14 protein-coding genes are annotated in these 16,945 nt (G+C 25.3%); 6 read left to right on the top strand and 8 right to left on the bottom strand.

Annotated features, from left to right (window positions below; translation table 4 throughout):
• Window positions 1-134: 134 nt before the first annotated feature.
• A complete protein-coding gene (gene cas9, locus MCAV_RS03995; RefSeq protein ID WP_391591828.1) occupies window positions 135-3,494 on the bottom strand; it encodes a type II CRISPR RNA-guided endonuclease Cas9 in 3,360 nt (1,119 codons plus the stop codon).
• Window positions 3,495-3,828: 334 nt separating this feature from the next.
• On the opposite strand from cas9, the gene nusA reads away from it, so the two are divergent.
• From nusA to MCAV_RS03975, 4 genes are all read left to right on the top strand, one after another.
• A complete protein-coding gene (nusA, locus tag MCAV_RS03990; protein ID WP_391591827.1) occupies window positions 3,829-5,133 on the top strand; it encodes a transcription termination factor NusA in 1,305 nt (434 codons plus the stop codon).
• Between the two features lie 61 nt (window positions 5,134-5,194).
• Window positions 5,195-7,153, top strand: a complete 1,959-nt coding sequence (infB, locus tag MCAV_RS03985; RefSeq protein ID WP_391591826.1) for a translation initiation factor IF-2 — start codon at window positions 5,195-5,197, stop codon at window positions 7,151-7,153.
• Window positions 7,154-7,173: 20 nt separating this feature from the next.
• Entirely contained in the window at window positions 7,174-7,530 is a 357-nt protein-coding gene (rbfA, locus tag MCAV_RS03980; RefSeq protein WP_391591825.1) for a 30S ribosome-binding factor RbfA, read from the top strand.
• A 31-nt stretch (window positions 7,531-7,561) separates the two neighbouring features.
• A complete protein-coding gene (locus tag MCAV_RS03975; RefSeq protein ID WP_391591824.1) occupies window positions 7,562-8,443 on the top strand; it encodes a hypothetical protein in 882 nt (293 codons plus the stop codon).
• Window positions 8,444-8,643: 200 nt separating this feature from the next.
• On the opposite strand, the gene MCAV_RS03970 is transcribed toward MCAV_RS03975, so the two are convergent.
• The 5 genes from MCAV_RS03970 to MCAV_RS03950 form a co-directional block, all read right to left on the bottom strand.
• The gene (locus MCAV_RS03970) at window positions 8,644-8,844 is read right to left on the bottom strand and encodes a hypothetical protein (RefSeq protein WP_391591823.1); all 201 of its coding nucleotides are present in this window, start codon (window positions 8,842-8,844) and stop codon (window positions 8,644-8,646) included.
• Window positions 8,845-8,915: 71 nt separating this feature from the next.
• On the bottom strand, window positions 8,916-9,065 hold the full coding sequence (locus tag MCAV_RS03965; RefSeq protein ID WP_391591822.1) for a hypothetical protein: 150 nt from the start codon (window positions 9,063-9,065) through the stop codon (window positions 8,916-8,918).
• A 326-nt stretch (window positions 9,066-9,391) separates the two neighbouring features.
• Window positions 9,392-9,535 (bottom strand): hypothetical protein, encoded by a 144-nt coding sequence (locus MCAV_RS03960; protein WP_391591821.1) that lies wholly within the window; start codon window positions 9,533-9,535, stop codon window positions 9,392-9,394.
• Window positions 9,536-9,902: 367 nt separating this feature from the next.
• Window positions 9,903-10,223 (bottom strand): HNH endonuclease, encoded by a 321-nt coding sequence (locus MCAV_RS03955; RefSeq protein WP_391591820.1) that lies wholly within the window; start codon window positions 10,221-10,223, stop codon window positions 9,903-9,905.
• Between the two features lie 215 nt (window positions 10,224-10,438).
• The gene (locus tag MCAV_RS03950; protein ID WP_391591819.1) at window positions 10,439-10,663 is read right to left on the bottom strand and encodes a hypothetical protein; all 225 of its coding nucleotides are present in this window, start codon (window positions 10,661-10,663) and stop codon (window positions 10,439-10,441) included.
• Here MCAV_RS03950 and truB point away from each other — a divergent pair.
• Window positions 10,581-11,180 (top strand): tRNA pseudouridine(55) synthase TruB, encoded by a 600-nt coding sequence (truB, locus tag MCAV_RS03945; RefSeq protein ID WP_391592253.1) that lies wholly within the window; start codon window positions 10,581-10,583, stop codon window positions 11,178-11,180. The two genes, MCAV_RS03950 and truB, sit on opposite strands and share 83 nt — an antisense overlap.
• On the opposite strand, the gene alaS is transcribed toward truB, so the two are convergent.
• Window positions 11,177-13,897 (bottom strand): alanine--tRNA ligase, encoded by a 2,721-nt coding sequence (gene alaS / locus MCAV_RS03940; protein ID WP_391591818.1) that lies wholly within the window; start codon window positions 13,895-13,897, stop codon window positions 11,177-11,179. The genes truB and alaS overlap by 4 nt on opposite strands.
• A 22-nt stretch (window positions 13,898-13,919) precedes the next feature.
• Window positions 13,920-15,050 carry a tRNA 2-thiouridine(34) synthase MnmA gene (mnmA, locus tag MCAV_RS03935; protein WP_391591817.1) on the bottom strand — a complete coding sequence of 377 codons (1,131 nt, stop codon included), beginning with the start codon at window positions 15,048-15,050 and terminating at the stop codon, window positions 13,920-13,922.
• Window positions 15,051-16,303: 1,253 nt separating this feature from the next.
• Between mnmA and MCAV_RS03930 the strand changes: the two genes are divergently transcribed.
• Window positions 16,304-16,945, top strand: coding sequence for a DJ-1/PfpI family protein (locus tag MCAV_RS03930; protein ID WP_391591816.1), 642 nt, complete (start codon window positions 16,304-16,306; stop codon window positions 16,943-16,945).

The raw sequence follows: 16,945 nt of genomic DNA, 5'->3' as shown, positions 1-16,945 counted from the left end.
TGAATTAGAATTTTTTAATTGATGAATTTGAGTTAAATTTTTACTTGATTTATTAAGATGACGAATTTTATTAACTTTAGTAATAACTGTTTTATTGTTTTTAGTAATATATTTAACTATTAATCCTTTTTCATTTAATGGATTATATTTAAATTCATTATTGCTATTCTCTCTTTGATCTTGAATCGCCCTTCTAAACGGATGATCTTTTTTTCACCACTGTAATTATGATAAATTGTTTTTAAACAATTTCATAATTCATTTGACATTAAAAGTTCATTTGGTTTTGTATTCACTTCAAAAAACTTTTTCAAATCTTTTTCATCTAAATCAATTAAATTTTTTGACTTAACTTGATACAACTCAAGTTCATTTTTTTTATTAATTAAATGTTTTCCTGCATAAAGTGTTTCATTATGAAATTGAGTATTAGCTAAAAATTCAATCTTTCTAGAAAATTGAATTTCAGTATTTTTAGAATTAATTTCATTAATTAAATCGTTTAATTTTTCATTAAATCAAGGATTATTTTTACGTTCTTCTTCAGCCAATTCAGCTTTGCGTTTTTGAAATTCATTTACTTCAACATTATCATTCTTATTATATTCTTTAGCACCAGGTAATGATCCTGAGTATCTTTTAGCAATATTATTAATTTTAGGAATTGAAGTAGCATAAGCAATCAAAACGGCATCTTGAGCATGATGACCGTGTCAATCACGATCTTTAACTTTTGGTTTTGTTTTTTTCTCTGAATCGTTTTGGTTAGATTGTTCTTGATTATTTTGATTCGATTCTTCTTGACTATCTAAACTATTTTCTGACTCAGTAGTTGCTAAATTAGTTGATTGTTCTTGATCATGATTTTTTTGATTGTTTTTATTATCAGAATCATTCAAGCTTAAAGTTTGAATTGGATTTCTTAACTTATATGATAGTTTTCTTAAAGCATTAATTGTTTGACCAGTAATAATTAAAACTTTAGACTCTGTATCAAAAATTGGATTCTGATCTTTTTGACATGCTAAAAAATGTTTTAGAGCAGTTAAAATTTCAGTAGCAACATATCTTGTATCAGATAGGTTTCGACCAATAAATCCTAGTTTATCTTCAAGAATTTCTTTAGCAGTAATTAATAAGAAATCAAGTTTTTTCTTATTTTTATAAAACTTACCTTTTTCATCTTTACCATATCATTGATATCATTTTTTCTCCATTGCTTTAAATTTTTCATTAGAAAAATAATCTCATTCTCGTGGAATTCTTTTACCCTTACGACGGTTGTTATCTTTATGAGTTAAGATTTTATTATTCATTGAATCATCAAAACACATTGAATATGGAATGATATGATCAATTTCATAATTATCAATATATTCTCATTGAATTCTTTCACCAGTATAACCATCACAATAGTTCTGCTCGATTCATAATTTATACTTTAGAAAACGAGCTAAATCAGTATCAGGATTACCACGACCTTCTTTAATAAAGTCTTCTCTAAGTTTTTTGTTTCTTTTATTAATATTAGCAATTCTGTCTCTTTCATCTTTATTATTTCGATCTCTAGGGATTTCTAGACTAATTGAATCAATAATAATCTTTTCTTTTTTAGACCAATCAAAAATAGCATTTAAAACATTAACAGTTTGTTTTACAGATCTTTTAACAGTTGGTGATGTTGCAACATTTTCAATCCATTCAAAAGTTAAATGTCTAATGTTAGGATATTTTTCAAAGTTGTATTTTAAGGCGCTTTCTTGACTGAAATTACCTACTTCTTTAAGATATTCCATATGATTTCAATTGTGTTGAAATAAGTAAGGAATTTCAAGTTCAAGTGCAACATATGAAAGTGATGCTGTTCCTGAAAAATCAGATTTTTTAAACTCACTTAATATTTTTTTAAATGTGTCAATTGATTGTTCAAAGTTTTCTGATTTAAAAATACTTTTAATTAATTTTTTTAAATTAATTGTTTTTGTAGGATTAATTGAAAATTTTTTGTCAAAATTATCTAATCGTGATTTTGGAGTAAGATAACAGTTTAAAAAAGAAGATAAATCATCAATTAGTTTAATAAATTCTTTATTATCTTCATAAAAATTATTTGATTTTAATTCTTCAATTAAACTAAAGCCCGATTTTTGAAAAGCATCAAACAATTTAGTTAATGATTTTGGTTTAATTGGAAATTCTTCAATTGCTTTTTTACTTTTTTTATCTTGAGATTTATTTGATTGACCAAAATTTGTTAATCAACCTTCAATATCAACCATTTCAATATTAGGATTATTTAGTTGAGTTTGAAATGCTTTTAGAATATCACTATTTTTAATTTTTTTTATTTCAAATATTCCTTTTGCAAAAACTTGATTGAGTAATTGGTTTTTGAATTGAAAATTTAGTTTTTCAACTTCAGAATCAGATTTATAAGAAAGAGTATTTAAATATGAAGCAAATTTGTAAATGTAGTTAGAAAAAGAAACATCAGGAGCAACTAGTTCTTTAGGATATACTGAACATCTAGAAGTATTTTTTAATCAAAGATTTTCATATTTCTTTTTAACTTCACCATCTTTATTTAATTGCCATAAACCATATTTAGTTGGTGATTTATCACTACCTGGACCATATTGAAAATCACGTTGACGTTTAAAAATATCAAGATATTCTTGACGAAATTCATCACTTAAATATTTTTGTTGGTTTAAGATAGTTTCTAATTCTTCTTGATAATCTTCACGGTGAAAAATATTATTAATAATTCCTTTAATTTTATGAATTTTAGTTAGACCAACAAATTCTTGTGGTAAATATTTTTCATCTTCTAGAAGTAATTGCACTTCAACTGGATGTTTATCTTTTTCAATTGCTTTAATGTATTCAATAAATTTAGCTGTTGGTTCAGGTTCTTTTTTAGTTTCAGATGTTGCTTCATCTGCATTTGCAGCAGTTTTTTTCTTTTTAGGTTTTTCAGCTACTTCTTCTGAATTTAGTTCTTCTTTTTCTTCTTCCTCTTCATTATCACCATAATTAAACCCACGATTAGTTAAATACCAATAAATGGCTCTTAAGAAATTTAGTTTATGATCATCACTAGTAGTTAATAATTTTCTTCGATGGTGATAAACATTAAATTTTTCACCTTTTTTAAAATCAAGATAATCTCTAAATTCGTTTAATAATTCTTGACTAACTTTTAAACCAACACAATATGAAAAACGTTCTGAAACATATAAACCATGTTTCATAAATAATAAAATGGCATCACGTTTTCTCGTTTTAATCCGTGATAATCTTCTACGATAAGTTCTAAATGCCCTACGTGCTTGAGACTTTAATTCTCCAGTTTTAAGATCATCAGTTGTTTTAAACAACCTTACACCATTTTTAATAATAGTATTATTTTCTGCATCTAAAATCGCTCATCCAACACTAGCAATTCCAACATCAACACCAATTTTGACTCTTTTTTGATTATTTTTTTCCATGGAAATTTTATACTGATCTTATTCTTGATAATTCTAATTATCAATTGTTAGTAAAACAAATAGCAAAACTTATAAATATTTTCAATCACACTTTAAAACAAAAACTTGATGATCAATAAGTTAAATAAGTAAGTTAATTAGATTATATCTAGCAATTTTATTTTAATACGCATTTTCAAATTAATAAAATAAAAATTAAATTAATCACTTTTTTATAGTAAAATATATTCTTAATTATATTAAATACAAAGGAGCGGGATTTTGATCAATCTTGCTCCTTTATTCTTGCTAATCACAAGAAGAAATCTCAAAATTACTAATAGTTTTTTAATTCATGAATAACACTCAAAACCCTTTAATTACTCACATTTATGCAGTTGCTACTAAAAATAATTTAAAGGTTGAAAAAGTAGCACATATTTTAGCTGACTCATTTAAACAAGTCTATTTAAAAGAATTTCCAAGTAATCACATTCAAGTTGAAGTTAATTTGAACATTGGTCAAATTACGATGTGACGTTATCTTAAAATTGTTTCTGATCAATTTTATTTTAATGAAGGAGATGAGGATGATGAAACACTGATTCCTTGATCAAAAGCAGAAAAAATTGCTCAAAGAAATAAAATCACAATTCAATTAAATGATTTTTTACGTGAACGGGTTGATATTGATCAGTTTGATAAAAAATTTGTTCGTTCGATTTTAAGTATTTTTAACCAACTAATTATTGAAACAGTTAATCGTATGACTTGTGATAAATGAATTAAATATAAAAACCAAGTAATTTGAGGTAAGGTTGAAAAAATTGATATTGTTAATAACAAAGACTTACGTGGTGCTGTTGTTGTTTTACATAATGATGAAGGTGAAACAACTCAAGCATATATTACTAAACACGAAATGATTCAAACAACTGATCGTTTTGGTAATAAAATTATTGAAAAACTTGAACCTAACCAAACTTATTTATTTTATATTAAAGATGTGCATGAATACACTTCAGGTTGACCAGTTAACTTAACACGAACTAGTCCTGAAATTGTCCGTAAATTAATGACTGATAATATTAGTGAAATTAGTGATGGTACTGTAGAAATTAAAGCGATTGCTCGAATTGCTGGACAAAAATCAAAAGTTGCTGTTTGATCTAATACTCAATCAGTTGATCCAGTTGGTGCATGTATTGGTCCTGGTGGTAAAAAGATTAAGCAAATTTCTAATCAGTTATTAAATGAGAAAATTGATGTCATTGAATGAAGTGATGATCCAATTAAACTAGCAGTTAATTGTGCTATTCCTGGAAAGATTTTAGGTTATTCAATGCTAGATAATAAGGATATTATTTTTATTACTGATCCAGCTAGTTATTTATCATTAATTGGTAAAAAAGGTACTAATATCAAACTAATCTCTTCACTAACAGGATGAAACATTGATGTTAAAACTGTAGTTGAAGCTCGTGAAGAAGATATTGATTATCAGTTAGTTGATGAAAACTTATATAGTAGTTATACTAGTTTATCAGAACGAATTTTTCATAAACACCAACAAGGTTATAGTCAGTTATTAGATGAATTTCAACGATCACAACAAAGTGATTCTAATCATGATTTTGATGATGAAGATGATCAGTATTAAACTTAAATTTTTAATTATTAAAAAACTCTTAAACTAAACTTATTAAGGAATATTTAAAAGCATGCACCAAAAAAAAACTAACTATAAATCTAATAACACTAGTTCTAAAAAAACTAATAATTCTCAATCAAGCCGGACTAAAAATAAAAATTATGAGAAAAAAAAGGTTGATGATCGTACTGATTTTGATTTAAAAAGATCTTTCAGTGAACCACAAACTGGTTTAAAAAATAATGTTTTTGTCTTCACTTCAGCCTTATCAGTTAATGAGTTTGCTACAAAAATTAATAAAACATCAGCTGAAATTATTAAGTATTTATTTCTAAAAAATATTCCTGTAACAGTTAATATGATTTTAACAGAAGATCAGATTGGTGAATTATGTTTAGAATTTGGTTATGATTTTGAAAAACGTGATCAAGTTGCTAGTGAAGAGAATTTATTAAATACTTTAGCATTTGAAGATGATCAAACAACTTTAGAACCACGTCCACCAGTAGTAACAATTATGGGTCATGTTGATCATGGGAAAACTAGTTTATTAGATAAAATTAGAACAACTAATGTAACTAAAACCGAACATGGTGGGATTACTCAACACATTGGTTCATACCAAGTAATTAAAAACGATAAAAAAATTACTTTTTTAGATACTCCTGGTCATGAAGCGTTTACCAAAATGCGCGCTCGTGGTGCTAGTGTTACTGATATTGTCGTTTTAGTTGTTGCTGCTGATGATGGGGTTAAACAACAAACAATTGAAGCATTAGATCATGCTCGTGATGCTGGAGTAAAAATTATTGTTTTCATTAATAAAATGGATTTAGCAACTGCTAATCCTGATTTAGTTAAATCACAATTATATGATCAAAAATTAGTTGTTGAAAGTCTTGGTGGTGATGTTGTTTGTGTTGAAGGTTCAGTCAAAAACAATCAAGGGATTGATGATTTATTAGAACTAATTTTATTTGTGGCAGAATTATCTGAATTACGTGCTAATCCACACCGTTTAGCATATGGGACAATTATTGAATCACATTTAGATAAAGGTTATGGTCCAATTGCAACATTACTAGTACAAAATGGAACTTTAATTAAGGGCGATTATTTAGCTTTAAATTCGACAACTGGAAAAGTAAGAATTATGCATAATGATCAATTAGAAGCAATTGAATTAGCAGGTCCATCAACTCCAGTTAAAATTGCTGGATTATTAGATATCCCCCAATCTGGTGATAAGTTTTTTGCGCTTAAAGATGAGAAAAGTGCCAAAATCATTTATCAGAAAATTTCTGAGAAAAAATGAAAAGAACGAATTTTTAATTTACTTAATAATCAAAATACAACAACTGATGGTTCAAAACGAGTTAATATTATTGTTAAAACTGATGTTCATGGTAGTTTAGAAGCAATTAAAAGTTCTTTAGATAAACTTGTTGTTGATAAAATTAATCTAAAAATTATTAGTGCTAATACTGGTTCATTAAATGAATCAGATTTGCAATTAGCTAAAATTTCTAATGCCACCATTTTCTGTTTTAATGTTAAACCAACTAAAATTATTCGTAGTATTGCTCAAACAAGCGGTTTAGTAATTAGATTTCATAACATCATTTACAACTTAATTGATGAAGTGAAACAATTAATGTTAGGTTCACTTGATCCGATTGAAGTTGAAACAATTTTAGGTGAAGCAGTAGTACAACAATTATGAAGACATTCTGCAATTGGTGTAATTGGTGGATGTCATGTAACATCAGGTAAACTAGTGCGTAATTGTTCTATTCGCGTGATTCGTGATGGCATTTTAATTTATACTTCTAAATTAAATTCACTACGTCATGGTAAAAAAGATGTTAAAGAAATTTTAGTTAATAATGATTGTGGCATTACTATAGAAAACTTTCAAGACTTAAAAGAAAATGATTTAATTGAAGCATTTGAAATTAAACTAGAAGTGCAACATCAAGGTTTAGACTTACAAGATGATCAATCTAGTAAAAAAAATAAAAAGAAATAAAACTAAAAGAGCTTTAATTCATGAAAGAAAAATCAAACCAAATTAAACGTTTAGAAAAAACGATTTTAAGCATTTTGAATCAAAGTTTAATTACTGAATTTGATGATCAATGTTATCGTCAGATTAGTTTTACTGATGTAAAATTAAGTAATGATAAAAGTTGATTAACTGTTTATGTTGATCAGTTTGGTCATCAATCAAACCAAGTAGTGATTGATAATCTTAATAAAGTTAAGGGATGATTTAAAAAAATTTTAGCGCAAAAACTAACAATTTATAGAATACCAGAAATCACTTTTGTTTATGATGATTTGATTGAACAAGCCAATAAAATTGAAGCCTTAATTGATCAATCATTAAAAAGAATTAAAAAATAAATTATAAGAAAAGAAAAAATCAATTGTTCTTATGAGTATTAGAATCAAAAAAGTTGAAGATGATTATATTGCTGAAGATAGTTTAGATGCAGCAATTCATGAAGTTAGTCATAAAACTGATTTAGAACTAGCTAATTTATTTTTAACTCATAATAATGACGCGATTCATAACCCTGAAGCGACTTTTACTAACATTGAAACTGATTTAGAAGAAGTAATTAATGCTCAAGGTTTAATTACTAAAATTGATGATGAACTAAAACAGAAAACTTTAGCTGAAATTAAAAATAAAAGAATTGTTTTCAAACAATTATTAGTTGAAGATTATCGTAAAAAATGATTTCAACAAAAATGAAAACAAATTACTAAAATTTTCAGTTTAGAAAATCATCCTCAAGTTTATCGATCCCGTTTCAATTATCAACTAGAAACTGATAATTGAAAAAGTTATGATCAAATTAGAGTTAAAACTAATCGACAAAAAGAAATTAAAAATAGTGATTTTCTAACTTATACTGATTTACAATTGCGTGATCAGCAAGGCTTTAGACGAATTTGAAAAATCGAAACATTTATTAGTTTAATCATGTTATTTTTAGCAACTGGTTTTATTGCGATTTTATCTTTAGTTCCACAAGCATACATTATTACTAGTAATGCTAGTTTTGCTAATAACATTGCCAATTTAAGAACTGCTAGTTATACTTTTGCTACTTTAGCAATTATCTTTTTAATTCTGCCCTATTTCTTCTTATTTACGACATGGTTTGTTGCTATTAATGGTGCTAATAGATCGCGTAACTTCCATTATTTTATGGTCATTTTTTTAGCATTTGCTGCTATTTTTGTTTTAATTGATGTTGGCTTAATTATTGCTTATTATTCATACAGTTTTCCTGTTTGATTTAGTTAAATCTAAGATTGTTATTTAAAATTAAATTTTTTAATTAATATATGATAAAAAAATCAGCACTTAATAAATGCTGATTAATTTTTGCTAACTATTTGTTTTAATGATTTTTTTAATTAAATTGATTTTTTAAAATATGCTAAATTAAATTCTTTTAGATAATCAAGAATTACTTTATGTTCCACATAATATTTTCTTTTAAATTATTTTAAATTATCATTAAGATCAACTTCAATTCCTTGATTTTTTAAATGTTCAAACAAGATCTGTTTTGTTTTTGGTTCAAGTGGATTATTTTTTAGAGCAATTAATTCTGTCTTTGATAATAATAATTTTTTTTGATTTAAATTTTCTAATCATTCAATTAAAGATATTATTTTTCGCTGCTGATGCAATTCTTTCATTATTTTTTCTTCTTTATAGGTTAAATAAGTCTTATAATCATTGATTTTGTGCAATCATTTTCGTATTGTTTTTACTCATTATTAAATGTTGAATGATTAAAAATATCCCAACTACTTTGATACCATTCTTTTAGTGGACTATAAAGAATTTCAGTCGCCTTAAAATATGATTGATTGTCTAACTTATATTCTATAAATTCTTCTTTAATACTGTAATACAAACTTTGAAAAGGTTTTAGAAAATCAAAAGTTGCTTCATATTTATTTGCAATTATAAATTAATAAATTGTGTTGAATCCCATCTTTTTATCATTACTAATATTTTCCGCTTGCCATTAAATTATGATATTCATAATCGAGTAATTTTTTATTAGTATAATCTGTTCTACTTTTAAATTTTTGATGATCTTGATCAAAAAAGACTTTAATTAAAGAACAATTTAAAGAAAATGACATCATATTATTTAATAATACATAATAAATAATCTGTTAAATAAAGGATCAAGATATTCGTTATAATAAACTTCTTTTTGATCAATAAATTTTTCTAGTTCTGTTTTTTAATATAATAAATTTTGTTTGCATCAATATAAGAATCTTTAGTTAGTAAGCCTTTAGCATTAGAATTTTTAGGTACAAAAATTTCTCTGTCATGAATTATTACTGAATTATAACTTTTTCATATTTGCAAGTACTAAAAGTTGATTCAAATCCGCATAATCTCTTATATTGCCTTATTAGTTTGGGATTTGTATCTGATTTTAGTCTCTAATAATCTTGATATAAATTGCACTTCATAAACCTAAAAATTTTATTATTATCTTTTTTACTCTCATTCAATTTTTTACTACATTTTTTGATTTATAAAGATTTTTATATCTTGATAATGTCTTTTAAGACTTAAATAGTTATTGAAATACTAACATAGCAAAACAAGCATTGGATATTTGATCTAACTTATATATCTGTTATTAATCCTTTCTGATAAAAAAGAATGTTGAAAATAAAAGGAACAAGTTATATGAACTTGTTCCTGTTTAATTAATTTAGTTATTTTTTTAATTATCACTAACCACTTCTTTAGTTTTTTGGTTTACAATTTTATAAACACCATCTATTTTTTGCACTTGGTAGTGAATACCATCTATTTCAAAACTTGTTTTATCAGCAGCTTCTTCATTTGTTTTAATATTTGCACAAACCAAGTTAGATTCTTCTGATGAACCTCCTTGAGATTCAGGCAAAACATGATGTAGATTTCATCCATATTTGGAATTTGGGTTTCCGTATGCTGATCTATCCATTCTTCTGCCCGCAAAATCTAAAATACTTGTTTGGTTTCCATAACGTTTGTCTCAAATTCTAGAATGCTTATTCATAATAATTTTTTTCTTAATAATTTCCTTTTTTAATAATAAATTTTGGTCAACAATACTATATATACATATATTAATGTATTTGTTAATTTATCCATTGACATAATCATTATATATTATTATTATTGCCAAAAATTTTACTCAAAATCTTTTCTTTATTATGCTAAAGATTTCTCACTATTACTTTAATTTAATAAATATCAATTAAAATTTAATTATTATTGATTTTTATGACACAAAAAAAACAACCAATTATACACAAAAGCTGAAATTGATTCTTTTTTAGAACAATTTTTAAAAGATCAAATTTTTGCTGTTAATAAACCAATTCACTGAACTAGTCAAGATGTTGTCTCATTTTTAAAACATTTCTTAGGTGTTAAAAAAATTGGCCACGGTGGAACTTTAGACCCATTAGCTACAGGTTTATTAATTATTGGCATTAACCAAAAAACAAAAACACTGAACCAATTTTTATTAGAAAATAAAAAATATCAAGCAATTATTGAACTTAATAAAAAAACTACTACAGCTGATGCTGAAGGTAAATTAATAACTACACAAGATGTTGTTATTAATTTAGCTCAATTAACTAATGTAATTAATTATTTTAATGGCTTAGAATATTATCAAACACCCCATCAATTTTCTGCTGTTAAAGTTAATGGTAAAAAATTATATCAATATGCTCGGACTGAAAAATCAGTAATCATTACACCAAGAAAAGTTAAAATTTTTCAATTGAAATTAATTGCTTTTAATTTTCCTTACATTGAAATAGAATTAGAAGTTTCTAAAGGTTTTTATGTTCGCAGTTTTGCTGAAGATTTAGCAACAAAACTAAATACAGTTGCCTACTTAAAAAAATTAGTGCGCACTAAATGTCACAATTTTGTTTTAACAGATGAAACTTTAGATGTAATGAAACTAAAAAAATCATTAAAAAAAGAAAATACTTAATCTTTTTTTGTAAGTAAATTAGTTTTAATTAATTGAATGACATCATCACTACTAAATTCTTGACTAAAACTACCTTGAGCAACTTCAAATCTACCTCCACCTGAACCTTGCATTTTTTGATTAATTTGCTCTACAATTGCAATTGCTGAAGTTTGTTTTTTAGTTCAAAATGATTTACTTGCTGCTAAATAATATTGTTGAGTATTGTTTTTAACATTAAAAACAATTGCTAAATAATCATTTAGTTCATTAAAAAAACTATTAATTGCTTGATTAATTGCTTTTGGATCTTGATCAACTAAACTAATGGAATGAATTAATTGTTGACTATCTTGTTTTAATAATTGTTCTTTTAAAGTTAGTGCTAATTGTTTTTTTTGGTTTTGATTAAAAACAATCATTTGTTGATTATTAAATTCTTTTAATTCTTTTAAACAATTTTTATTAGCAATTCAATTATTTTTAGTAATTTGATGGTTTCATTTTTTAGTTCATTGATTAATTTCAGATTGTGCTAAATTAATTTTTGCTAAATTATCTAATAATTCTTGATATTGATCAAATAATTTTTGATTTTGCAAAACTAGAAAATTATTAATTTCTTGATTACCTGAAACAGCTTCAATCCGTCATGAACCTGCTCCTTTTGAACTTAAACCAATAATTAAAAAATCTTCAATTTGATTAGTTGATTGAACATGAGTGCCCCCACATAATTCAAGACTATCTTCTGAAATTTTTACTAACCTTAATAAGCCAGTTTGTTTTTTATAAGTATCTTCAAAATAAGCACTAGCACCTTTGGCTTTAGCATCATCTAATGTTGTTAGTTCAGTAACAACTTGATGATTTTCAGCAATTTTATTTTGCACATATTGTTCAAAAGCAACTAAATTTTGATCAGTTGGTTTAATGTGTCATCTAAAGTCTAAACTAATTTTATTCACTGCTTTAGCTGCACCTTCTTGTTTAATGTTAGGATTTAAAATTTGTTTTAGTGCAGCATGTAATAAATGTTCTGATGAGTGTTGTCGTGATAATTGCTGTCTTCGAACTTGATCATGTTTAACAACTACTTCTTGGTTTAAATCTAAAGTGACATTAGCTAAATAATGAACGTTTTGGTTGTGAACTGATTTAAAAACATCACTAACATAAAAGTTATTAATTCAACCATAATCACACTCTTGTCCACCTGATAGTGCATAAATTGGTGTTTGATCTAAAATAACATAACCTGGTTCATTTTTTAGTGATTGTACCATTTCTCAATCTTGATTAAACAAAGCAATTACTTTAGCAGTTAATTGGTGGTTTAAATAATCAAATTTAGTTACTTGATCAAATTGCATTAAGTTATTATTTTGGTTTTTTAAAGCATTAATATTTTTTAGTTTTTTTGAGATTCTTTGATGTTCTTGAAAGAATTTTTGATAGTCAGCAAGATCATAATGATAACCTTTTTGATCTAATACTTCATCTAAAAGTTCTTTAGGAAAACCATGCGTTTCAATTAATTTAAAAATTTGATAACTATCTAATTTCCTACTAGTTGCTTGATTAATTACTTGTGATAAAACTTTTCAAGCTTGTTCTAATGTTCTTAAAAATAGTTGATATTCATTTTTAATTAAAGTAATTGTTTTATTTTGATGATCAATTAAATCAGAATAATAACAACTTAAATTTTCAATCACAGCAATAATTCCAGCAGTTAAAAATTGATCAGATAATTGTAAAATTTTAGCAAACCCAGCAATTCTTCTTAATAGTTTACGAGCAATATAACCTTGCCCTTTATTATCAAAAATAACACCATCATTAATGATCATTACAATTGCTCTTAAATGATCAGCAATCACTTTATAAAGATAATTAATTTTAGTTTGATAATGATCTTTAATGAAGTAATTATTAATTTGATAATGTTTACACCCAAACTTTTCAATTGCAACAATAATTGATTGAAACAAATCAGTATCAAAGTTAGTTGGCACATTTTGACTAATTGCTAAAATGCGTTCAAAACCTGCACCAGTATCAATGTTTTTTTGTAATAGTGGTTGATAATGATTATTACCATCATTATTAAATTCACTAAAAACAATGTTTCAAATTTCAATGTAACGATCATTTTCAAGATCATCTAAAAAAAGTTGTATTCCTTGTTTTTTGGGATCATAAATTTCACCCCGATCATAATAAACTTCACTACAAGGACCACAAGGACCATTACCAACATCTCAAAAATTCCGTTTTTGATCACACTTAATAATATGATTAGAATCAATTCCTAAATCAGTTCAAATTTGATATGCTTCTTGATCATTTTGATAAACAGTAATGTAAAGTAATTTTGGATCGACTTTTAGTTCTTCAATTAAAAACTGATAACAAAAATTAATTGCTGCTTTTTTAAAATAATCACCAATAGAAAAATAACCCATCATTTCAAAAAAAGTATGATGTCTTGATGTTAGACCAACATTTTCAATATCATTAGTGCGAATTACTTTTTGAACATTAACCAATCTTTTACTTGGTGGTTCAACTTGACCTGAAAAATATTGTTTTAATGTCGCAATACCAGAATTAATGAACAATAATGATGGATCATTATCAGGAATAATTGATCGTGGTGGGATAAATAAATGATGATTTTTTTGAAAATAATTAATTCATAATTCTCTTAGTTCTTGACTAGTTAATTTAATCATAGTAAGTTTTTTATTAACAATCTTATTTTTCTAATATTCCTCCACCTAAACAATATTTTTGATCTAAAGAGTATAGAACAACATATTGTCCAGGAGCAGTTGTTTTAATTTTGTTATGAAGCAAATAAATTTGTTTAGCTTCAATTTTTGCAATTGTGGCTAAATGTAAAGTACCAGTATGACGAAACCTTAAATAAACTTGATCATTGATTTTTAAAGGTTGATTAATTCAGTGCATCTGATTAATTTGTGTTTTGGTTTTTGATAAATACACTTCAATTAAATCTGCACGACAAACAAAAAGTTGGTTTTTAGTCAAATCTTTAGCACAAACAAATGTTGGTTGCTCTTGTCCTGAAAGATTTAATCCTTTTCTTTGTCCAATCGTATAAAAAGATAAACCATCATGAATCCCTAATACTTGCTTAGTTTTAACATCAATAATCTCACCTTTTTGATAATCTAAATAATTATGAATGAAAGGTTTGTAATTACGTTTGCCAATGAAACAAATACCAGTTGAATCTTTTTTATCTCAAACTGCTAAATGATGTTTTTTAGCAATAGCTCGCACCATTTTTTTATCAGCAATATTTGCTAGTGGAAAAATAATATAACTTAATTGTTTTTGATCTAATTGGTTTAAAAAATAAGTTTGATCTTTTCATTGATTTGCTGCAGTTGCTAAATAATACTGATCATTAATTTTTTCAACTTTAGCATAATGTCCTGTAGCAATTTTAATATTATTACCAAAAGTTTTTAAGACTTGATCAAGTAAAACACCAAACTTAATTTTTTGATTACATGCTACATCTGGATTAGGTGTTTGACCAATTTTTAGTTGTTCTAAACTGGGTAAGAAAACATCAGTTCAATATTCTTGAACAAAATTATAAACTTTTAAGGGAATGTTTAATTGCTGACAAATTTTTTTCACAGCCAATAAATCATTTGCGTCATTACATCCTTTTTGTTGTTTTTTATGACCTAATAAATCATGATTTAAAGCACTGTCCCAATTACGCATATAAACAGCATGTAAGTTTTGGTGTTTTTCTTTTAATAATACTGCTGCTACAGCTGAATCAACCCCACCTGAAAGAGCAATAATAATTTTAGGATCATTTTGGTTCATAAAAGTATGATTCAAATTATAAAATATTATTTTTTAAATTTAATTTAAGTAAATAAAAAAATAACCCCTAATTTGGGGTCATTTTAAATGTTTGCTATTTAAGAAGCAATAGATGCTATTAAACAATCTTTAGTTGTAATATCGCCAAAAATTATGTTTTTTGATTTTTCAATAAAATTAAACTTATCAATGATTGATTTTTACTTTAACAAACTAAATTGTGTCCTTAAGATCACTAAGTCTTACTAAAAATTTGTCATTTTAAATTTTATTAAGCATGATAACTAACAATCAACTAATTAATTTTTAAAGACCATCTTTAAACTTCAATTATTTTCAAAAATCAATTAACTTAGACCAAAAATGCTAAAAACAAATTGCTAATTTAGATTAATTGTTTGATTAATCATAAAATACATATTTAACAAATTTAAAATTATTTTGAATTAGTAACTTTTTATCTTTTACTGATAACTTCTTCAACTTGAATTAACACATCATATAAGCGTTTAAAATTGATTAATTCCAAAATGGCTTAATAATTTTAAACCCCTAAAGCTTGCTTAATTATTAGTCACAAAGTCTAAAACAAAAATCAATAAAATTAGAACTTATCTAATTAAAACTTCAATCAAACAGTCGAAAATACTATTTTTAGATTAACTGCAACAAGAAAAATAAACTACTTTTTAATTTTTTATCTTTTATAGATTTAATTTAACATCAAATTTCTAAATAATTTCAGAAATAAATCTAGTTTTAAAATTAGTTAAAAATTAATCATTTGCTAATAAGATAAATTATAAGATAACAACTAATTGATCAACCTTCAACTGCAATCCAGTCAACAATCTTGTAATTTTTAATAATATTAGTTTTAATTAACTTTTTAATTTTTATAAAGTGATAAAAACAATTAATGCTAAATCTAATAGTTATGAATTATTCAAAAAGAAACTTCACACTTCTTAATTAAAAATTAAACATTAATGATTAGCAACATTACCCTATCATTATATTAAAAATTAATTGTTAATTGATCTTTTTTGATCTAAATTAACTATTTTTTTACTGTTTAGTTAAAAAAATTAAACAATCTTAAGTTTAAGATTTAAAATTACCAACTTAAAGATTTTAGTTATCTAAATTGAAAATCAGATTGAGGGATAAATATCAATCCTTGAAAAATGCTAATATGTTATAATTAAGAGTCTAAAATCAAATCTTGAAAATAGTTAGTTGATTTGAAATACTGTAGGTATTAATTTATGGCAAAAAAAAATGCAGTTAGAATTGCTGTAATGACAGTAAATCAAATAGAAGATATGGAATTATTCATTCCTGTTGATATTTGAAAACGTTCTGGCATTGTTGTTGATATTATTGTTTGTGAAGTTCGTAATGGATTTACCCTTGCTTATTCTGGTGTTAAAGTTAACACTAACTTCAATTTAAACACGGTTAATTTTAATCAGTATGATGCCATTTTTTTACCTGGTGGACCTGGATATGATCGCTTTTTAATTCCACCAGCAACCCAAAAAAACATTGGTGAATCAAAATTACATGAGGCAATTAAAAAATTTGCTGCAACAAAAGATAAATGATTAATTGCAATTTGTGCAGCACCAATTGTTTTTTATACAGTGATTGAAGATCTTAAGTTTCGTAAAACAAAATTTACTGCTTATAATGATAAAAATTTACTACGTGGTTTTGAAGATTCATGATTAGATGTTCCAGTGCATATTGAAAACAATTTAATTACTGCACAAGCTTCAGGTAATTCTTTTGAATTAGCATTTACTGTAGTTGAAAAATTAGTTGGTGAAGATACTGCTAATAGTGTTGCTGAAAAAATTAACTATCCTTGAAAACAAAATAAAAAGAAATTAAAAATTTTTGCTTAA

This window comes from [Mycoplasma] cavipharyngis (assembly GCF_042984175.1).
In the GTDB taxonomy this organism is placed as follows: domain Bacteria; phylum Bacillota_I; class Bacilli_A; order Mycoplasmatales; family Mycoplasmoidaceae; genus Mycoplasma_N; species Mycoplasma_N cavipharyngis.
Note: the sequence above shows the minus strand (reverse complement) of the source record. Positions and strands in the feature narration are given on the sequence as shown.